This window comes from Aeromonas sp. SrichE-2G, assembly GCF_017939565.1.
Taxonomy (GTDB): Bacteria; Pseudomonadota; Gammaproteobacteria; order Enterobacterales; family Aeromonadaceae; genus Aeromonas; species Aeromonas taiwanensis.
Genome location: NZ_JAGKRG010000053.1, coordinates 407,975 through 424,732 on the forward strand (window position 1 = coordinate 407,975; position 16,758 = coordinate 424,732).

General features: G+C 65.5%; 15 protein-coding genes. 3 read left to right on the forward strand and 12 right to left on the reverse strand.

What is annotated here, in order from left to right:
- Nucleotides 1-2: 2 nt before the first annotated feature.
- From tauA to J9885_RS18285, 3 genes are all read right to left on the reverse strand, one after another.
- A complete protein-coding gene (gene tauA / locus J9885_RS18275) occupies nucleotides 3-977 on the reverse strand; it encodes a taurine ABC transporter substrate-binding protein (RefSeq protein WP_210550303.1) in 975 nt (324 codons plus the stop codon).
- 315 nt (nucleotides 978-1,292) lie between these two features.
- Nucleotides 1,293-2,396: a YdcF family protein gene (locus J9885_RS18280; protein WP_210550456.1), complete on the reverse strand. Its 1,104-nt coding sequence runs from the start codon at nucleotides 2,394-2,396 to the stop codon at nucleotides 1,293-1,295.
- A 134-nt stretch (nucleotides 2,397-2,530) separates the two neighbouring features.
- On the reverse strand, nucleotides 2,531-3,442 hold the full coding sequence (locus J9885_RS18285) for a LysR family transcriptional regulator (RefSeq protein WP_210550304.1): 912 nt from the start codon (nucleotides 3,440-3,442) through the stop codon (nucleotides 2,531-2,533).
- A 99-nt stretch (nucleotides 3,443-3,541) separates the two neighbouring features.
- Between J9885_RS18285 and J9885_RS18290 the strand changes: the two genes are divergently transcribed.
- From J9885_RS18290 to J9885_RS18300, 3 genes are all read left to right on the forward strand, one after another.
- A complete protein-coding gene (locus J9885_RS18290) occupies nucleotides 3,542-4,018 on the forward strand; it encodes a DMT family transporter (RefSeq protein WP_210550305.1) in 477 nt (158 codons plus the stop codon).
- Between the two features lie 10 nt (nucleotides 4,019-4,028).
- Nucleotides 4,029-4,460 carry a DMT family transporter gene (locus J9885_RS18295; protein WP_043759250.1) on the forward strand — a complete coding sequence of 144 codons (432 nt, stop codon included), beginning with the start codon at nucleotides 4,029-4,031 and terminating at the stop codon, nucleotides 4,458-4,460.
- 307 nt (nucleotides 4,461-4,767) lie between these two features.
- A complete protein-coding gene (locus tag J9885_RS18300) occupies nucleotides 4,768-5,979 on the forward strand; it encodes a NupC/NupG family nucleoside CNT transporter (protein ID WP_210550306.1) in 1,212 nt (403 codons plus the stop codon).
- 257 nt (nucleotides 5,980-6,236) lie between these two features.
- Here the strand turns inward: J9885_RS18300 and J9885_RS18305 are convergent, their stop codons facing one another.
- The 9 genes from J9885_RS18305 to trpD all read right to left on the reverse strand — a co-directional run bounded on the left by J9885_RS18305 (nucleotide 6,237) and on the right by trpD (nucleotide 16,751).
- On the reverse strand, nucleotides 6,237-6,479 hold the full coding sequence (locus J9885_RS18305) for a DUF3297 family protein (RefSeq protein ID WP_043759253.1): 243 nt from the start codon (nucleotides 6,477-6,479) through the stop codon (nucleotides 6,237-6,239).
- Between the two features lie 394 nt (nucleotides 6,480-6,873).
- Nucleotides 6,874-7,266 carry a hypothetical protein gene (locus J9885_RS18310; RefSeq protein WP_210550307.1) on the reverse strand — a complete coding sequence of 131 codons (393 nt, stop codon included), beginning with the start codon at nucleotides 7,264-7,266 and terminating at the stop codon, nucleotides 6,874-6,876.
- 795 nt (nucleotides 7,267-8,061) lie between these two features.
- A complete protein-coding gene (locus J9885_RS18315; RefSeq protein WP_210550308.1) occupies nucleotides 8,062-9,111 on the reverse strand; it encodes an efflux RND transporter periplasmic adaptor subunit in 1,050 nt (349 codons plus the stop codon).
- Complete coding sequence (locus J9885_RS18320; protein ID WP_210550309.1) at nucleotides 9,111-10,451, reverse strand: glycosyltransferase family 2 protein; 1,341 nt, start codon at nucleotides 10,449-10,451, stop codon at nucleotides 9,111-9,113. Before J9885_RS18320 ends, J9885_RS18315 begins: the two co-directional genes overlap by 1 nt.
- Complete coding sequence (locus tag J9885_RS18325) at nucleotides 10,444-11,805, reverse strand: diguanylate cyclase (RefSeq protein ID WP_246877031.1); 1,362 nt, start codon at nucleotides 11,803-11,805, stop codon at nucleotides 10,444-10,446. Before J9885_RS18325 ends, J9885_RS18320 begins: the two co-directional genes overlap by 8 nt.
- A 379-nt stretch (nucleotides 11,806-12,184) precedes the next feature.
- A complete protein-coding gene (gene trpA, locus J9885_RS18330) occupies nucleotides 12,185-12,991 on the reverse strand; it encodes a tryptophan synthase subunit alpha (RefSeq protein WP_210550310.1) in 807 nt (268 codons plus the stop codon).
- Nucleotides 12,988-14,181 carry a tryptophan synthase subunit beta gene (gene trpB / locus J9885_RS18335; RefSeq protein WP_210550311.1) on the reverse strand — a complete coding sequence of 398 codons (1,194 nt, stop codon included), beginning with the start codon at nucleotides 14,179-14,181 and terminating at the stop codon, nucleotides 12,988-12,990. The genes trpA and trpB overlap by 4 nt, the downstream gene beginning before the upstream one ends.
- A 48-nt stretch (nucleotides 14,182-14,229) precedes the next feature.
- Entirely contained in the window at nucleotides 14,230-15,738 is a 1,509-nt protein-coding gene (trpCF, locus tag J9885_RS18340) for a bifunctional indole-3-glycerol-phosphate synthase TrpC/phosphoribosylanthranilate isomerase TrpF (protein WP_210550312.1), read from the reverse strand.
- A complete protein-coding gene (gene trpD / locus J9885_RS18345) occupies nucleotides 15,738-16,751 on the reverse strand; it encodes an anthranilate phosphoribosyltransferase (protein ID WP_043759271.1) in 1,014 nt (337 codons plus the stop codon). The genes trpCF and trpD overlap by 1 nt, the downstream gene beginning before the upstream one ends.
- Nucleotides 16,752-16,758 lie beyond the last annotated feature (7 nt).

Below are 16,758 nucleotides of genomic sequence, written 5' to 3' on the forward strand. Positions count from 1 at the left end.
GTCTACTGGGCCACGGCTTTCACGAAGCGATCGGTCACGAACTGGCGGTAGTCCGAGGCGGCGCTCGCAACCTTGCCCTGGCTCTCGAGGAAGCGGGCGGTGTCGATGATGGTCTGGTTGACCAGGGGGCCAAGCTCGGCACTCTGGGCCTTCGCATCGAGGTAGGTGTTGCCCTTCACCAGGGCGGGAATCTCTGCCTCGGGAACACCGCTCAGGGCCGCGAGTTTGCCGAGATGCTCGGGTTGGGCCAGCCAGCCTTCCGGGTTGGCGAGGTAGGCCTGCTGGGCGGCCAGGGTGCTGTTCACGAAGGCCTGCACCACCTCCGGGTGGGCCTTGGCAAAGTCCTTGCGCACCACCCAGACATCCAGGGTCGGTGCTCCCCAGTCACCCACCTGGGCGGAGTCGGTCAGCACCTTGCCCTCTCTGGTGAGCTGGTTGAGGGCGGGGGCCCAGACATAGGCGCCGTCGATGTCCCCCCGCTGCCAGGCGGCGATGATGGCCGGGGGTTGCAGATTGACTATCTGCAGCGTCGCGGGGTCGACGTTCCAGTGCTTGAGGGCTGCCAGCAGGCTGTAGTGGGTGGTGGAGGTATAGGGCACGGCGATGCGCTTGCCCGCCAGATCCTCGGGCTTGGTGAGCCCCTGTTTGACCACCAGGGCTTCGGACTCCCCGAGTTTGGAGGCGAGCAGGAACACCTCGATGGGCAGGTTCTGGCTCGCCGCCACCGCCAGGGGGCTGGAGCCGATATTGCCAATCTGCACGTCGCCGGAGGCGAGCGCCCGTACCACGCTGGCACCGCTGTCAAATTTGCGCCAGTCCACGGTAGCGCCGCTCTCCCTGGCGAAGGTGTTGTCGGCCTGGGCTACCTTGGCGGGCTCGGCCGAGGTCTGGTAGGCCACGGTGACCTCGAGGGCCTGGGCGGACTGGCCGAGCAGCGCGGAGGCCACGAGCCACAGAGAGATGCCTTTTACTGTCATGATGCACTTCCTTGTCGGGGGTGTTGGAAGCCACATCTTTATCTGAACCTTGGCGGGTGAGAAGGAACGAGAAGGGCGCTCTCATGCCGTTTGGTTCTTAGAAAAATAACAGTAAATCAATGATCTAATTGAGATATGTCAGGATGTGAATAGCTTGTGCGCCCTCCATCTATCGGGTGGCTGGGGCAAGCGCCAAACGCCAGGTGCCCGAGAGTGGGGGGAGGGGCCGGTCAACCGGGAAGGCGAAGGGGCCGCCCTGGCTGGAAGGGGGAGGAGAAGAGCAAAGGCCCCGCCACAAGGGCGGGGCAGAGGGGATCAGCGCTCCAGCAAGGGGGCCGAGCGGTAACTCCAGAGGCCATAGGTGCGCAGGGCATCCCGGTAGATGCCGAGCAGCTCCTCGGGGCTCGCCTTGGCGAGGGTCGAGAGGGGCTTGTCCGGGTAGGCGATGCTGTCGATGCGGATATTGGCCGGGCCGCTCTGCCAGCAGGCGATTTCCAGCAAGGTCTGGCCCCGACGCACATGGCTCGCGGAGCTCACCAGGGTCGCGTATTCAATCTCGTGGCGGGCGAGGGCGTAGCCGCTGTAGAGGGCGTTCTCCACCGTGCTGGTGGCGTAGTTCTCCTCGATGAGGCGGGAGCGGTCTATGCCCTTCTTCGCCAGCCAGTCTGCCATCAGCTTGCCCTCGGTCTGGCGGTTCTGGGGCACGCCGCCGGTGAGGATGACCAGGGCCGCCGGATCGGCCTGGGCCAGGGCGCGGGTGGTCTCGAGGCGCCCCAGCAGGATGTCGTGCATGGAGCCGTCGGGGTTGAGGGCGTAGCCCAGGGTGACGATGGCGCGGCGCCCCTTCTTCTCGCCCCGTCCCGGTCGCTCCTTGAGCGGGGTGGCGACCACCCGGTCCACGGTGGCGAACAGCCGCTGCAAGTCGGCGGCGCGGCCGGCGTTGAGCTCGCCGACCCGCTTGACGTAGGCATCAGACTTGGCCTGGTTGCCCTTGAAGCGCTGCCAGGTGGCCAGGTAGGTGTTGAGGTCGAGATCGTCCGGCGCCGCACTCAGGGCCTGCTCGAACAGGCCGATGGCCCTGTCCACGTTGCCGTTGTAGATCTGGGCGTTGGCCGCAGAGACCAGCAGATCGGTGCGATAGGGTTCGAGCTGGTGGGCCTCGAGCAGCAGGGTGGTCACCTGCTCCATGTTGCTCGGCATTTTGGCGGTGAAGCCGGCGGTGGAGACCCGGGCGGGGGAGTGGAAGATGCGGGCCGCATCCGCCAGCAGCTGATCCACCACCTGGCGCTTGCTGATGTACTGGTCGTAATTCTGCTCCTTCTGCAGGGATCGCACCGGGGCGGCCCAGGCATCGGAGGAGACGAAGAGCGGCAGCGCCAGCAGGCTGCTCAGGGTCAGGGCAATCGCGGTTTTCTTCATCATCATGGGGTACCACCTAGGGTCAGGGAGGCGCAGCCATGGCAGGCTCCCGTAATACTTTTTCAATAAAAACATAAGCTTGTTTTATGACTACTCTACTCCTTTCCCGATGAAAAAAACGTGAACCGTTTCGGCTATCGGGATATCCCGTCTGAAGGCTGCCCCAGGCGCTCCTCCAGAAACGCCAGCCAGGCCCCCACCTTGGCGGGCAGGTGGCGCCGGCGCGGATAGACGCACCAGATGCCGTGCTCGGGCAGGGCGTGGGCCGGCAAGAGAGGCACCAGGCGGCCTGCGGCGAGATCGTCCCCCACGATAAAGTCCGGCATGTTGCCGATGCCCAGGCCCGCCAGCAGGGCGGTGTGGATGGCGTCGCTGTTGTTGACCTCGAAGTTGCCGCGAGGGGTGATGGCCACCTCTCCCTCGGGCCCCTGCAGGCGCCACTGGGTGCCGCCGCGAAACAGGGAGTAGAAGAGGCAGTTGTGGGCCTCGAGATCCCTCGGGGTGCGGGGCGAGCCGGCCCGCGCCAGGTAGGCGGGGGCGGCGCACAGGGTGCTGTGACAGGGGGCGAGGCGGCGGGCGATCAGGCTCGAATCCTCCAGCGCGCCGATGCGCACCGCCACGTCGAACCCCTCGGCCACGAGATCCTGCTGGGCATCGCTCATCTCGAGTTGCAGCTGCACCTCGGGATGGCGGGCGAGAAAGTCGGGGATGAGGGGGGCGATGTGGCGCCGGCCATAGACCATGGGCACCGTCACCCGCAGCAGGCCGCGAGGGGCCGCTTGCAGGGCGCCGATGGCATCCTCCCCGTCGCTCGCCAGGCGCACCGCGTGGCGCACCGTCTCGAAGTAGCGATCCCCCGCCTCGGTGAGGGTGAGGGAGCGGGTGGTGCGATAGAGGAGCTGGCAGCCGAGCAGCTGCTCGAGCTGGCTCACCTTCTTGCTCAGGGCCGACTTGCTGCTGCCGAGCTGGCGGGCGGCGCCGGAGAAGCTACCCGCCTCCACCACGGCGACGAAGGCGGGGAGCAGGGCGAAGGCATCCTGGTTCATGCTGTTCTCATAATGGAAACAATGTTGTTCCAGCATGGCAGATTATCGCCATATCTAAAACAATTTACCCTGCTCCTGTGTTCAACCAAGGAGCATCCCATGATCCCTACCCTCATCGAGCGGCGCCCCGGGCGCCTCGACCTCGGCCAGGCCGTCGGCGCCCTGGCCGCCTTCGCCGCCGGCCTGCTGCTGGCGCTGATGATCGCCCAGAACGGCGCTCTGGCCCGCGCCACTGACCCCTGGCTCGCGAGCTGGCTCGCCCACGGGGTCGGCACCCTGGTGGCCGCACTGCTGTGGTGCCTGACCCCCAGGGCAGCAGGCCCGGAGGCTGCACCGGGCTGGGCCTGGCTAGGCGGCCTGCCGGGGGCGCTCACCGTGGTGCTGGCGGCCCTGTGCCTCAACTCGCCCCTCGGCATGGCGGGCACCCTGGCCCTGCTCCTGCTGGGCCAGCTGCTGTTCGGTGCCCTGTGCGATGGCCTCGGCTGGTTCGGGCTGGCGCGCAGGCTCCCCTCAGGTGTGGACGGACTCGCCGCCCTGCTGGTGATGGCCGGCGCCCTGCTTATCGTGCTCGGTTAGGAGAAACACCATGACCATCCTTATCCTGCTGGGACTGCTCAACGGCGTGGCGGTGAGCCTGTCGCGCACCCTCAACGGCCGGCTCGCCAGCGCCCGGGGCGCCCTGATGGCGTCGCTCGCCAACCACCTGCTCGGCTTCGGGCTGCTCGGCACCCTGCTGCTGTTGACGGGGGCCCCCTGGGGGCGCCTCGCCGGGCTCGATCCCTGGCTGCTGCTGGGCGGGGCGCTGGGGGCACTGTTCGTGGCCATCAGCAGCTGGGCCATCGGCCGGGTCGGTGCCCTGGCCTGCGCCCTGCTCATCGTGGCGGGGCAGCTGGTGGGGGGCGCGCTGCTCGACGCCCTGGCCGGGCGCCTGGGGGCGAGCGATCTGCTCGGCACTCTGCTGGTGCTGGCCGGTGCCGGCCTGCAGCGCTGGCAGGCCGTGCGAAAAAACAGGCAATGACAGGCTGGGGCGAACGGAGCCGAATTTTGTTTCCATATCGAATCGTTTTAGCGCTTTTTATATGGTTGCTATCCCTGTACCATCGCCGCCCGACCTGCCACCCGGCCGCTTCTCTGCTCGCGGCGGTGCTGGCGTCACCCGATACATGCCGTCACCCGGAACGTGAACGACCCCAGGATGGGACCCGCCACTAACCTGTAGGTTTGTGGTCTGTGTGTCGCGTGGGTCGGCACGCTCCCCGCCCGACCGCCGCGCGACACCCGTCTGCAGACTTGCCGTATGAAACTCCTCTCTTCATAGGTGCAAGATGACACTGTTATTGAGTCTGGTCGGTATGCTGGCCCTGATGTTTATCGCCTGGCTGGCGAGTGAAAACCGCCGCGCCATTCGTTGGCGCACCGTGCTCGGGGCGCTCGCCCTGCAAACCGGCTTCGCCGCCCTGGTGCTCTATTTCCCCCCCGGTCAGGTGCTGCTCGGCGCTTTGAGCAACGGCGTCTCCGCCCTGCTCGGCTTTGCCGACAGCGGCATCCGCTTCGTGTTCGGCGATCTCGCCAGCAACGGCTTCATCTTCGCGGTGCGCGTGTTGCCGCTGGTCATCTTCATCAGCGCGCTCATCGCCGTGCTCTACCACTTCGGCATCATGCAGTGGGTGATCCGGGTGCTGGGGGGCGGCATTCACCGCCTGCTCGGCACCAGCCGTGCCGAGTCCCTGGTGGCCACCGGCAACATCTTCCTCTCCCAGGGGGAGTCCCCCCTGCTGATCCGCCCCTTCCTGGCGGGCATGACCCGCTCCGAGCTCTTCGCCGTGATGACCTGCGGCATGGCCTCGGTGGCGGGCTCGGTGCTGGGCGGCTACGCCGGTCTTGGCGTAGAGCTTAAATACCTGATTGCGGCCTCCTTTATGGCGGCGCCGGGGGGCCTGCTGATGGCCAAGCTCCTGGTGCCGGAGCAGGAGCGGGTGCGCGAGCAGGACGAGATCGCCCTCGACAAGAGCGACTACAGCAACGCCATCGACGCCCTGGCGGGCGGCGCCATGGGGGGGATGAAGATCGCCGTGGCCATCGGCACCATCTTGCTGGCGTTTGTCAGCGCCATCACCATGCTGAACGCCGGCTTCACCCTGGTCGGTGAGTGGCTGGGCTGGCCCGAGCTCTCCTTGCAGCTGCTGCTGGGCTACCTGTTTGCCCCCGTGGCCTGGCTCATCGGCGTGCCGGCGAGCGAGATGATGGCGGCGGGATCCTTGATTGGCCAGAAGGTGATCATGAACGAGTTCGTCGCCTATCTGGACTTCGCCAGCATCAAGGAGAACTTGAGCGCCCACACCCAGATCATCGTCACCTTCGCCCTGTGCGGCTTCGCGAACCTGGGCTCCATCGCCATCCAGCTTGGCGCCATCGGCACCCTGGCACCGGAGCGCCGCCACGACGTGGCGAACCTGGGCCTCAAGGCCGTGCTGGCCGCCACCCTGGCGAACCTGATGAGCGCCACCCTGGCGGGGATCTTCGCGACCCTGGGGTGATCCTAGAGGCAGGGATGATCGGGCGCCGAGAGGCGCGTTGCCCACAGGGCCTATCAGCCTGCCCAGGAAACGACAAGCCCCGTCTCGCCGCAAGGCGGGACGGGGCTTTTTTATATGGCAGCGGGGAGGATGTCGAGGGGGCTTGGGCGCGGGAAGGAGCCCGGCCGCTGCCTGCTACCGGAGGCTGAAAAGCAAGACACCGGCACTAGGCCGGTGTCTTGCTAGGCGGAGCTACCCCGGCCAGGCCGGGACAAGGCTCAGGCGTAAAACGCCTCGACGGTGCCCTTGACGGTGATCAGCATGGGGTTGCCGTAGCGATCCTTGGCCTTGGGGGAGGGGATCTTCACCCAACCTTCGCTGATGCAGTACTCCTCGACATTGGTGCGCTCCTTGCCGTTCACGCGAATGCCGATCTCGTGCTGGAAGCACTCTGCCACATAGTGCGGGCTGCGCGGGTTGGCGGCCAGACGGTCGGGCAGTGCAGGTTTGTTGTCGCTCATTTTATAGACCTGAGTGTGATAAAAAGTGGGTCATTGTAGGCAATGCCCGCTATGGGCTCAAGGCTGGGCTGCGTCCCATGGGGGTGGACAAGGTCCGGCTACCGCTGCCGCTCGGGAAACAGCGCCGCCGGCTTCTGAATATGTGGCAATAGAGCTTAACGTCATCTCGGTAGCGAGCCAGCTCACCCGGCTCGGCGGGATGGCGTATATGTTTGCTGACTCATGCCAGATCCGGCACAGGGACGCACTCCTCGCGATACAAGGTCTTGCGCTGAAAGGCGGGACTCCTCATGTTTTTATTGTTCTTCGGGTAGCTTCGGCACCAAGGCCAATATCAAGGTTGTAACACCTGAGTTAAGCCGAACCGCGAAGCGGTTTCGGCTTGAACGAATAGTTAGAAATCAGTCGCACGTCGTGGGTAGACGTGGTAGCGGTTGGTTCCTGTGCGCTCCACTACAACTGAGTCTCCCGCCTTTAGTTGATGTGTAGCGAAGAACTCCCCGACCCAGGCGCGCCTACGGAAAATCTTCTTATCCCCCGCAATGTCAGTCAGCACGGGAGCGCCAATGCCGGAGTGAACCTCCAGCAGTTGCGAGGCGCGATCAGCCTCTGAGCTGCCGCCCACAGAAGTGATGGGGAAGAGGTCCATGATGCTGGTGAGATACAGATGATCGTTGTTGATGTTGCCCTGCGTGAGCTCAATTATTCCGTAGCGCAAATCTTTCCCCTGAGTTACAGCTCCCAGTCCGCTGCTTTTCACCTGCGAGATAGCAACCATTGCTGTCATGGCGCTCTCCCGAGAGCTGGATTGTTGTTTGGCTATCTTAAGTGTTCTGATCGGAGCATGGGAAGAGGGTGTTGATAGAAACCTGAGCTGGTTCAATCAATTAGTAAGCAACAGCTGTTTTGGATGGGCTGTATGGAGGGGGTAGATAGTGCGGAATCCCCCTCACCCCAGGCCTCTCCCAAGGGGAGAGGTAGCATATCTGCGGCTAAGCGGGAGCTGCGGGTTGGCACGTTTTTGATCCCCCTGTTATTCGCTGAGGCGAGCCCTCTTGTCCAGGCCGCGAGGCAGGATGCCGAGCGAGCGGCGCTGGGTCATGGACGGCCCATCGGCGCGTGCCGTTGGACAAGAGGGTGAGCCGAAGGTACCCGACGTTAGTCGGGCGAATAAGCGGGGGTGGCCTTTCTTTTGGTGACTTTTCTTTGGCCACGCAAAGAAAAGTCACTCGCCCACGCCCGAAGGGCGGGCGAAACCCCGTCGAGGGCAGCGCCCTCGCGTCCTGCGTGGCGAAGCCACGCCATCATGGGATCCGTAGGCTAGGGAGTTCGGATTAACTCCGCCCGGATCGCGAACGTCCGAATACGCTTCGCTATTCGAACCTACGGCTGCATGGCGAAGCCACACCATCTGGAGCATCTGCAGACTAGGGCATTCGGTCGAAAATCGCGGGTCAGGCGGGCGGCACCCCGTCGAGGACGGCGCCCTTGCGTCCTGCGTGGCGAAGCTACGCCATCAGGGGATCCGCAGGTTTGGGAGTTCGAATTAACTCCGCCCGGATCGCCACTGGGCGATCTGCCCCTAATCGAACAACACAGTGACCGGCAACCCCTCCACCTGCAGGTTGGCGGGCAGGGGCTCGTCGAAGGAGAGGGCGACCTTGAGGGTCGCCTTCTCGCCCTCGAAGGGGGCGGCGAGCTGGGCGGGCAGCTTGTCGGCCAGCTCCACGGGCCTGGCGATCCGGGCCGCGAGGCGCTCCCCGCTCGGCAGCTTGATGGTGGCCCGGTGGCCGGGGGTCATGGTGGAGAGGTACTTGGGCTGCACATAGGCGATGACCAGAGGGTCCATGTGCTTGGAGATGAGCGCGAGCGGCGCCCCCGAGAAGACCCAGTCCCCCTCCTGCACCAGGATGTCGGATACCCTGCCGGTGGTCGGGGAGAGCGGTTGCTGCTGTTGCCTGGTGGCTTCCATCTCCGTCAGCTCTTCCACCAGGCGCTGGCGTGCGCTGATGAGGGGGCCGGTCAGCTGATCCTCCCGGATCTGCAGCTCGAGCTGCATCTTCTCGGCTCTGGCTTTTTGCAGGGTGATGCGGGACTGGGTCCAGCTCAGCAGGGCGCTGGCATATTCGGCGCTGGAGACCAGCTTCTCCTGCCGGTAGCCGGCGTACTCGTTGTAGATCGCCTCCTGCTCGCGGCGACCCCGTTCGGCGATCTCTATCTGCACGTCCAGGTTGCCCAGCCTCTCCCGCTCGGCCTCCTCCTTGTCCAGCACCATTCTGGCCAGTCGAGTCTGGCGCTCCCGGATGTTGGCGAGAAGGGTGGGCGACTCGAACTTCATCAGGGCGTCTCCTTGGGAAACTTGCTGCCCGGGGGAGAGGTAGATGCTGCGCACGAAGCCATCGCCGTTCGCCACCACCAGCTGGGGCTCTGTGGTGATGATGGCGGGGGCCTGGGTCAGCCACCACTCCCGCCCCAGATAGCCGAGCAGGATGATGACGGGGCTGAAGGCCACCAGCAGGATCAGATACCAGCGCGCACGAAAGGCGATGCGCCTGGCGGGGGCATAGAGGACGCGGACCCCCTCGTCCGAGGTGGCATCCTGCTTCTTGGGGGGATCGAAGGTGACTTTCATCAGAATTTGTTTCCTCGTTTCAGCACCCACCAGGGTGCCATGCTGCTCTCTTCGTGACCGCGGCGGAATATCTCGTTGAGCAGGGCCACCGCACACCAGAGGCGCATAGCCAGGGTGTAGACAGGGTAGAGCAGCAGCCAGGGCAGCAGCCGCAGATCGGCCCGGGGGCGCTCCGAGATGGCCAGCAGAAACACCAGGAAGTTGACCAGGGTGAGGAAGAGATAGACCAGGTAGAGGCAGATCATCAGGGCCGCCACGAACTGGCCCGGGAAGCTGAACACCAGCCACCAGCTGTAGCCCATCACCAGCAGGGGCAGGACCACGTTCTGGGCGACCCCGTAGATCAGGGTGAACAGGAAGGTTTTCCAGCCCAGGATGCGGGGGGTCAGGGAGAGTTTGTGCTTGCGCAGATAGAGGAACAGCAGGTCACCGTCCCAGCGCAGGCGCTGATTGGCCAGGGTGCGCAGATCCGCCGGGGCATCCGTGTGGCCGATGGCCCTGGGGGCGAAGCCTATCTTCAGCCCGGGGTGGCGTTTGAGGTAGTGCTTGATCCGCACCGTGAGATCCAGATCCTCCGCGGTGTGGGTGTCCCAGCCGCCGATCTGGCGCAGGAAGTCGCGGCGAAAGGCGCCGAAGGCCCCGGAGATGTTGTTGATGAGGTTCCACTCGCTCAGCCCCGTCTTGCCCCCCTGCATGGAGATCATGTACTCGATCCCCTGCATCCGGGTGAGCGCCCCGTCCTTCAGGTTGCGCACCCGCAGCGCCCCCCCGACCGCGGGGACATCGGGGTCGTCAAAGCAGGCGACGATCTCGTCGATCATGTTGTTGTCAAAGGAGGTGTCCCCATCGGCATTCATCACTATCTCGCCGGTGGCGGCCGACAGCCCGGCGTTGAGGGTGGAGACCCGGCCGCCGCGCTGCCACTTGGGCAGGAGCACCAGGGTGCGCGTCTTGCAGCCCTCGAACTCGGCGACACAGTTCAGGGCCGCCCGGTAGGTGTGGACATTGGCCTTGGCGCCGTCGATCACCGCGATGATCTCCAGGTGGCCGCGATAGAGCTGCTCCTTGAGGGTCAGTATGGTGGAGCGGATCGCCTCGCCCTCGGCGTAGCAGGTGATGATGCAGGAGACCCTGGGGCAGCGCTTGGCCAGGGGAAGCGCGGAGGGCCTGGGTTGCTGGCGGGCATACCACTTGAGGATGCCGGTCAGGGTCAGCGCCATCAGCGGCACCTCCAGCAGCAGGAGCATGGGCAGCAGCAACAGCAGCATCCTGGGGGAGATATGCAGGCCTCCCAGGATTTCCCGCACTATGTGGTGCGTCGTGCTGACCCACTCAGGCATGGAGGTGCTCCTCCAGCCAGCGGCTCAGCCAGAGGCTGGCGTCCTCCCCCAGCTGGGTCGGCAGGGGATGCACCTGTGCCGTCAGGGCGAGGGCATCCAGCCCCTCGATGTCATTGAGCGCGTGGATCCGCTCCACCAGGATGTGCCAGCCCTCTTCGTCGGTGTGCGGCAACAGCAGCAACAGCAGATCGTCCGCGTACTGGCAGACCACGTCGGTGTTGCGAAACAGCGCCTGCAGCCGGGTGATCAGGGCAGCGAGGCGCTGCTGGGTCTTGAGCAGCCCCACCTCGGCGCGCAGCTCGGCCAGCTGCTCGATGCGGATCGCCAGCAGGGTGTCCCGGCCGCCGTGGCGCTGCAGCAGGCTGTTTTTCCACTGCAACAGCCAGGGGAAGTGCTCCATGGCCATGGGGGTGCCCCAGGTCAGGGGCAGGTGCAGCTGCTGGGTGCCTTCGCGAGCCACATGGCGCGCCAGCTTGCCGAGGCGGTATTCGAAGATGCTGGCGACCACCAGATCGTCCGGCTTGTGGGCCTGGCCGCACTCGAGGCAGCGCGCCTGCACCGCCGCCTCCATGAAGCGGGCGTGGCAGGAGAGGCAGCGAAATTTCTCGAGGGGCCTGTCGTAGTCCACGCCGATATGGCGCAGGGTGGTGACACACTTCGGGCAGCGCAGCTGGCCCTGCACCATGAAGGCATCCTGATCATCCACATGGCCGCAGGTGAAGCAGTGCACCGCCGGGATGGTCTGGATGGCGATGTGGAAACACTCGGGGCAGACGTCGATGAAGTTGAGGTGGGACGAGAGGCAGCCGTTGCACAGGCGCACGCGATCGACCAGCTGGTCGTTCTGCAGCAGGTGTTCGGCCACCAGCTGCGGCAGGGCGTCCCTGGCGTCGCTCCCCAGCAGGCAGTCGAGCAGGGGGTAGTGATAACCCTGGCGGCAACCGGCCTGCCAGCGCGGCAGCAGACGAAAGTGGGGGCGGGGCCAGCCGTACCACGCCAGCTTCTCCATGCCGTCGGGGTGCTCCCGGGGCGTCAGCAGGGCCAGGCGCTTCAGGATGTCGGGCAGCCGCTCATCCAGCTGGGACAGCAGACCATCCGCCAACATGGGGGAGAGGGGGCTCTGCTCTGTGCAGAAGACGGGATGCAGATAGCGGACAGGATCACGGCGCAGGGCCTGCAGGGCCCTGTCCTGCTCGTCGGCGGGCAGGTTGAGCAGCAGCACGGGGTGCGCCGCCGGATCCCAGCTCGCCCAGTCGGGCTGGGGATGGGTCGGGCGAGCCACCGGCTCCCCCAGCAGGGCGATGGCCGTGGAGTGTTGGCTCGGGTTCACCATCTTGTGCTCTCCATGGGTCATCACCTCTTTCTCTCTGTGAAACAAGGGTTGCGCAGATACTTGAGTATCGAACAGGGAGGCTCCGGCTGTCGCATCGCGGCCGGTGCGCGGGCAGGTCTACTCCGTCAGGGCCGACCTCTTCGTCGTCCATGTCGGCGCTGGCGTGGCAAAGTCTCGTATTATCGCCAAGCCCGTGGTGCGCATCATGGACAGGAGCTGAATGGACGAAAAACAGGCAGGGGCCATTGCACATTGGCCGTCGAGAGCGGCGCCGTGGTGCGATGAGACCTGCTGACCCCTGGTTCAGCCCTGGCGGCGGGGAAAAAACAAGGGAGCCGGTCAGGCTCCCTTTTATACGGTGATGGGCGGCGTGTGGGTTCCGAAGAGCCCATGTCCGGCCTTATCGATTGGTCGCGGCCTTCATCCCTTCCACAAACTCTTTCAGGCGGGTCAGCATATGCTCCGGGTTGTGGTGGTGGGTCTCGATGATCTTCACCACGGCGGAGCCGGAGATGGCACCGGCGGCACCGGCCTTGATGGCGTCACGCACCTGGGCCGGCTCGCTGATGCCAAAGCCGAGCAGGGCAGGGGGGGCGTTGAACTCACGAAGGGTGTTGATCAGCCCATCCACCGGCATGCCGGCCTTGGTCTCGGCCCCGGTCACACCGGCGCGGCTCACCAGGTAGGTGTAACCTGAGCCAAGCTCGGCCACGGCCTTGAGCGTCTCGGTGTCGCCGTTCGGCGGGGCGATAAAGATGCTGTCGATGCCGAACCTGTCGGCGGCCGCCTTGTAGGGCTCGCACATCTGCACCGGCACGTCGGCCACCAGCACGGAGTCCACCCCCGCCTGCTGGCACTTCTCGTAGAAGCCGTCGATGTGGCGCACATAGACCAGGTTCGCGTAGACCAGCAGGCCAATGGGCAGCTCCGGATACTTGGCGCGGATGCGGGCGAGCAGGCCGAAGCAGTCGTCCGGGGTGGTGTGGCTGGCAAAGGCCCGCAGGGCCGCCCCCTGGATGGTGGGGCCGTCCGCCACCGGATCGGAGAAGGGAATGCCGAGCTCGAGGGCGTCGGCGCCCCCCTCGACCAGCGCATCGACGATGGCCAGGGACAATTCGGGAGTGGGGTCACCCAGCATCACGAACGGCACAAAGGCGCCCTGATTGGCCTTGTCCAGACGGGAGAAGAGTTGTGCGTAACGGTTCATGGCAAGGTTCCTTCTTTCTCGAAAATGTCGGCAACGGTGAAGATGTCTTTGTCGCCACGGCCGGAGAGGTTGACGATGAGCACCTGCTCTTTTTCCGGTTCGCTGCGGGCCATCTTGAGGGCGTGGGCCAGGGCATGGGAAGACTCCAGCGCCGGGATGATCCCTTCGGATTTGGCCAGCTCCTGGAAGGCGTCCAGCGCCTCCTTGTCGGTCACCGAGGGGTACTCGGCGCGGCCGATGGCGGCCAGGTGGGCGTGCTGGGGGCCGACGGAGGGGAAGTCCAGCCCCGCCGAGACGGAGTAGGACTCCTGGATCTGGCCCTGGCTGTCCTGCATCAGGTAGGAGTGCATGCCAAAGAAGACCCCCTTGCTGCCGTGACCGAGCGGTGCGCCGTGCTCGCCGCTCTCGATGCCGTGACCGCCCGGCTCGACGCCGATAAGGCGCACCTCAGGGTTGTCGATAAAGTCCGCAAACATGCCGATGGCGTTCGAGCCGCCGCCGACGCAGGCGATGACCGCATCGGGCAGGCGCTCTTCTTTTTCGAAGCACTGGGCCTTGGCCTCTTCTCCGATCATCTTCTGGAACTCCCGCACGATCGTCGGGAAGGGGTGAGGACCGGCGGCGGTGCCGAGCAGGTAGTGGGCGGTCTCGTAGTTCGCAGCCCAGTCGCGCAGCGCCTCGTTGCAGGCATCTTTCAGGGTGGCGGAGCCGGAGTGCACCGGAATGACGGTGGCGCCCATCAATTTCATGCGGAAGACGTTCGGCTTCTGGCGCTCGCAATCCTTGGCCCCCATGTAGACCCGGCACTTGAGGCCGAGCAGGGCACAGGCCAGTGCAGTCGCCACACCGTGCTGACCGGCGCCGGTCTCGGCGATGATCTCGTGCTTGCCCATGCGCTTGGCGAGCAGGGCCTGGCCCAGCACCTGGTTGGTCTTGTGGGCACCGCCGTGCAGCAGGTCTTCCCGCTTCAGATAGAGGCGGGTCTTGGTGCCCTTGGTCAGGTTGCGGGTGAGGGTGAGCGGCGTCGGGCGACCGGCATACTCGGTCAGGAGCGCCTGGAACTCGGCGATAAAGGCCGGATCATCCTTGGCGTCAACGAAGGCCTTCTCCAGCTGGAGCAGGGCGGGAATGAGGATCTGGGGCACGTACATGCCGCCAAATTCACCAAAAAACGGGTTGAGCAGGGTCATGGCTTCTTCCTTGTATTTGCTAAATCGAAACATCAAAAAGGGGTAGCGTTACAGGTTGCGCAGGGCGGCAAAGGCGGCCGCTATCTTGTGCGCATCCTTGTGGCCCGGGGCGCTCTCCACCCCGGAGTTGAAATCAAGGCCCACACAGCCCACCCGGGCGGCCTCAAGGGCGTTGTCGGGGTTGAGCCCCCCTGCCAGCATCAGTTTGCTCTTGTCGAGCCCGGCCAGCAGAGTCCAGTCGAACGCCTGACCGGTGCCGCCGCTCTGGCTGCCGACTTTCGTATCCAGCAGCAGGCGATCCGCCGGGTAGTCGAGGGCGGGCAGGGGCTGGCCACTTGTGACTCCAACCGCTTTCCAGATCTGGCAGCCTGCCGGCAGCAGCGCCCGCAGTGCCTCGACATAGGCGGCATCTTCATCACCGTGCAGTTGCACTGCGGCGAGCCCCAGCGCCTCCACCGTCTTGACGATGGTGGCGGGCTGGGCATTGCGAAACACCCCCACATAGGAGAGCGGCGCCCCGGCCATCACGGCGCGGGCGGCGGGGATGTCCACGTAGCGCGGGCTCTTGGCCACAAAGATCAGGCCGCCGAACACGGCCCCCGCCTGGTGGGCAGCGGCGGCGTCCTCGGGACGGGTCAGGCCGCACACCTTGTTCTGGCCGAGCACGAGCTTGCGCACCGCAGCCTCCAGATCCGGCTCGGCCATGAGCGACGAGCCCACCAGGAAGCCCTTGGCGTGGTGGCGCAGATCCGCCACCTGGGCGCGGTGGTTGATGCCGGACTCACTGATCACCACCCGATCCCCCGGGATTGCCTTGGCCAGCTGCTTGGTGCGGGCGAGATCGACGCTGAGGTCGCGCAGATCCCGGTTGTTGATGCCAATCACCGGGGCGCCGAGCGCGATGGCGCGAGTCAGCTCCTCCTCATTGCTCACTTCGGTGAGCACGCCGAGGCCGAGCTCTTTGGCCACCGCGAACAGGGCGCGATACCCCTCGTCGGTGAGCACGGAGAGCATTAAGAGGATGGCGTCCGCCTGATAGTGGCGGGCCAGATAGACCTGATAGGGGTCAATCATGAAATCCTTGCAGAGCACCGGTTGCTGGACGCGGCTGCGTACCCGCGGCAGGAAGGCGAAATCCCCCTGGAAGAACTTCTCGTCCGTCAGCACAGAGATGGCGGTGGCGTAGTTGCCGTAGATGTCGGCGATGGCCTCCGGGCTGAAGTCGTCGCGGATCAGTCCCTTGGAGGGGGAGGCCTTCTTGCACTCCAGAATGAAGCGGGTGGAGCCTTTGCGCAGGTCCCCCTCGAAGTCCCGATCGCTGGGCACCAGTTCACTCTGGAAGCTCTCCAGGGGCTGGGCCACTTTGCGGGCGGCGACCCACGCCTGCTTGGCGGCCACGATCTTGCCGAGGATGGTCTGGCTGATGGACGCCATGTTCAGGAAGGCGTGGGGAGCAATGACGTCTGACATCTCGTTATCCTTGCGAAGCGGGTGACTGCCCTTTGGTCGTTCTGCGTGAGTGCCTTGCGGGCGACTCTCCTGGGTGGTGGCTGACATCATGCCTCCTGATGGCTCAGGGTGGCGAGCCGGGCGGCGAGTGCCGCCGCCTTGCCGCTCGCCAGCACCGCCAGCACCTGGGCGGCAGCCTGCTTGAAGTCCGGGGCCTTGCCCGCCATCACCAGGAGCGGCGCCACGTTGGCGGCGATGGCGGCGTTGTGGGCCGGGGTGCCACGGCCTTCCAGGATGGCGGCGGTGATGGCGCGGTTCTCTTCAGGCTCCCCTCCCTGGATGGCGCTGACCGGGTAGGTCTCGAGGCCAAAGTCCGCCGGAGTGAGCAAGTACTCGCGAATTTCGCCGTCACGGATCTCCGCCACCTGGGTCGGGCCGTGGATGGCAATCTCGTCGAGGCCGGCGCCGTGCACCACCATACCGGTTTTCAGCCCGAGTGCCAGCAGGGTTTCGGCGATGGGGCGCACCAGCTCGGGGGCATAGACCCCCATCAGCTGGAAGCTGGGGCGGGCCGGATTGATAAGGGGCCCCAGCACGTTGAACAGGGTGCGGGTCTTGAGGGCCTGGCGCACCGGCATGGCGTGGCGCACCCCGGCGTGGTACTGGGGGGCGAACAGGAAGCAGACGCCGAGCTCGTCCAGGCAGTGGCGCGCCTGGGCCGGGCTCATGTCGAGCTTGATCCCCATCTTGTCCAGCAGATCGCTCGACCCCGACTTGCTCGAGACCGAGCGGTTGCCGTGCTTGGCCACTTTCAGGCCGCAGGCGGCGGCCACCAGGGCCGAGGTGGTGGAGACGTTGATGGTGTTGAGGCCGTCGCCCCCGGTGCCGACGATGTCGCAGAAGGCATAGTCGGGGCGCGGGAAGTCACGGGCCTCGGCCAGCAGCGCCTCGGCGGCGCCGGCGATCTCCTCCGGAGTCTCCCCCTTGATCTTGAGGGCGGTCAGGAGGCTGGCGAGCACGATGGGATCCACTTCACCACGGACCACCTGGCCGAAGGCATCGCGGGCGGCGTCGCGGGTGAGAGACTGACCCTGATAGAGGGTGTTGAGATGTTGATGCATGGTCTCT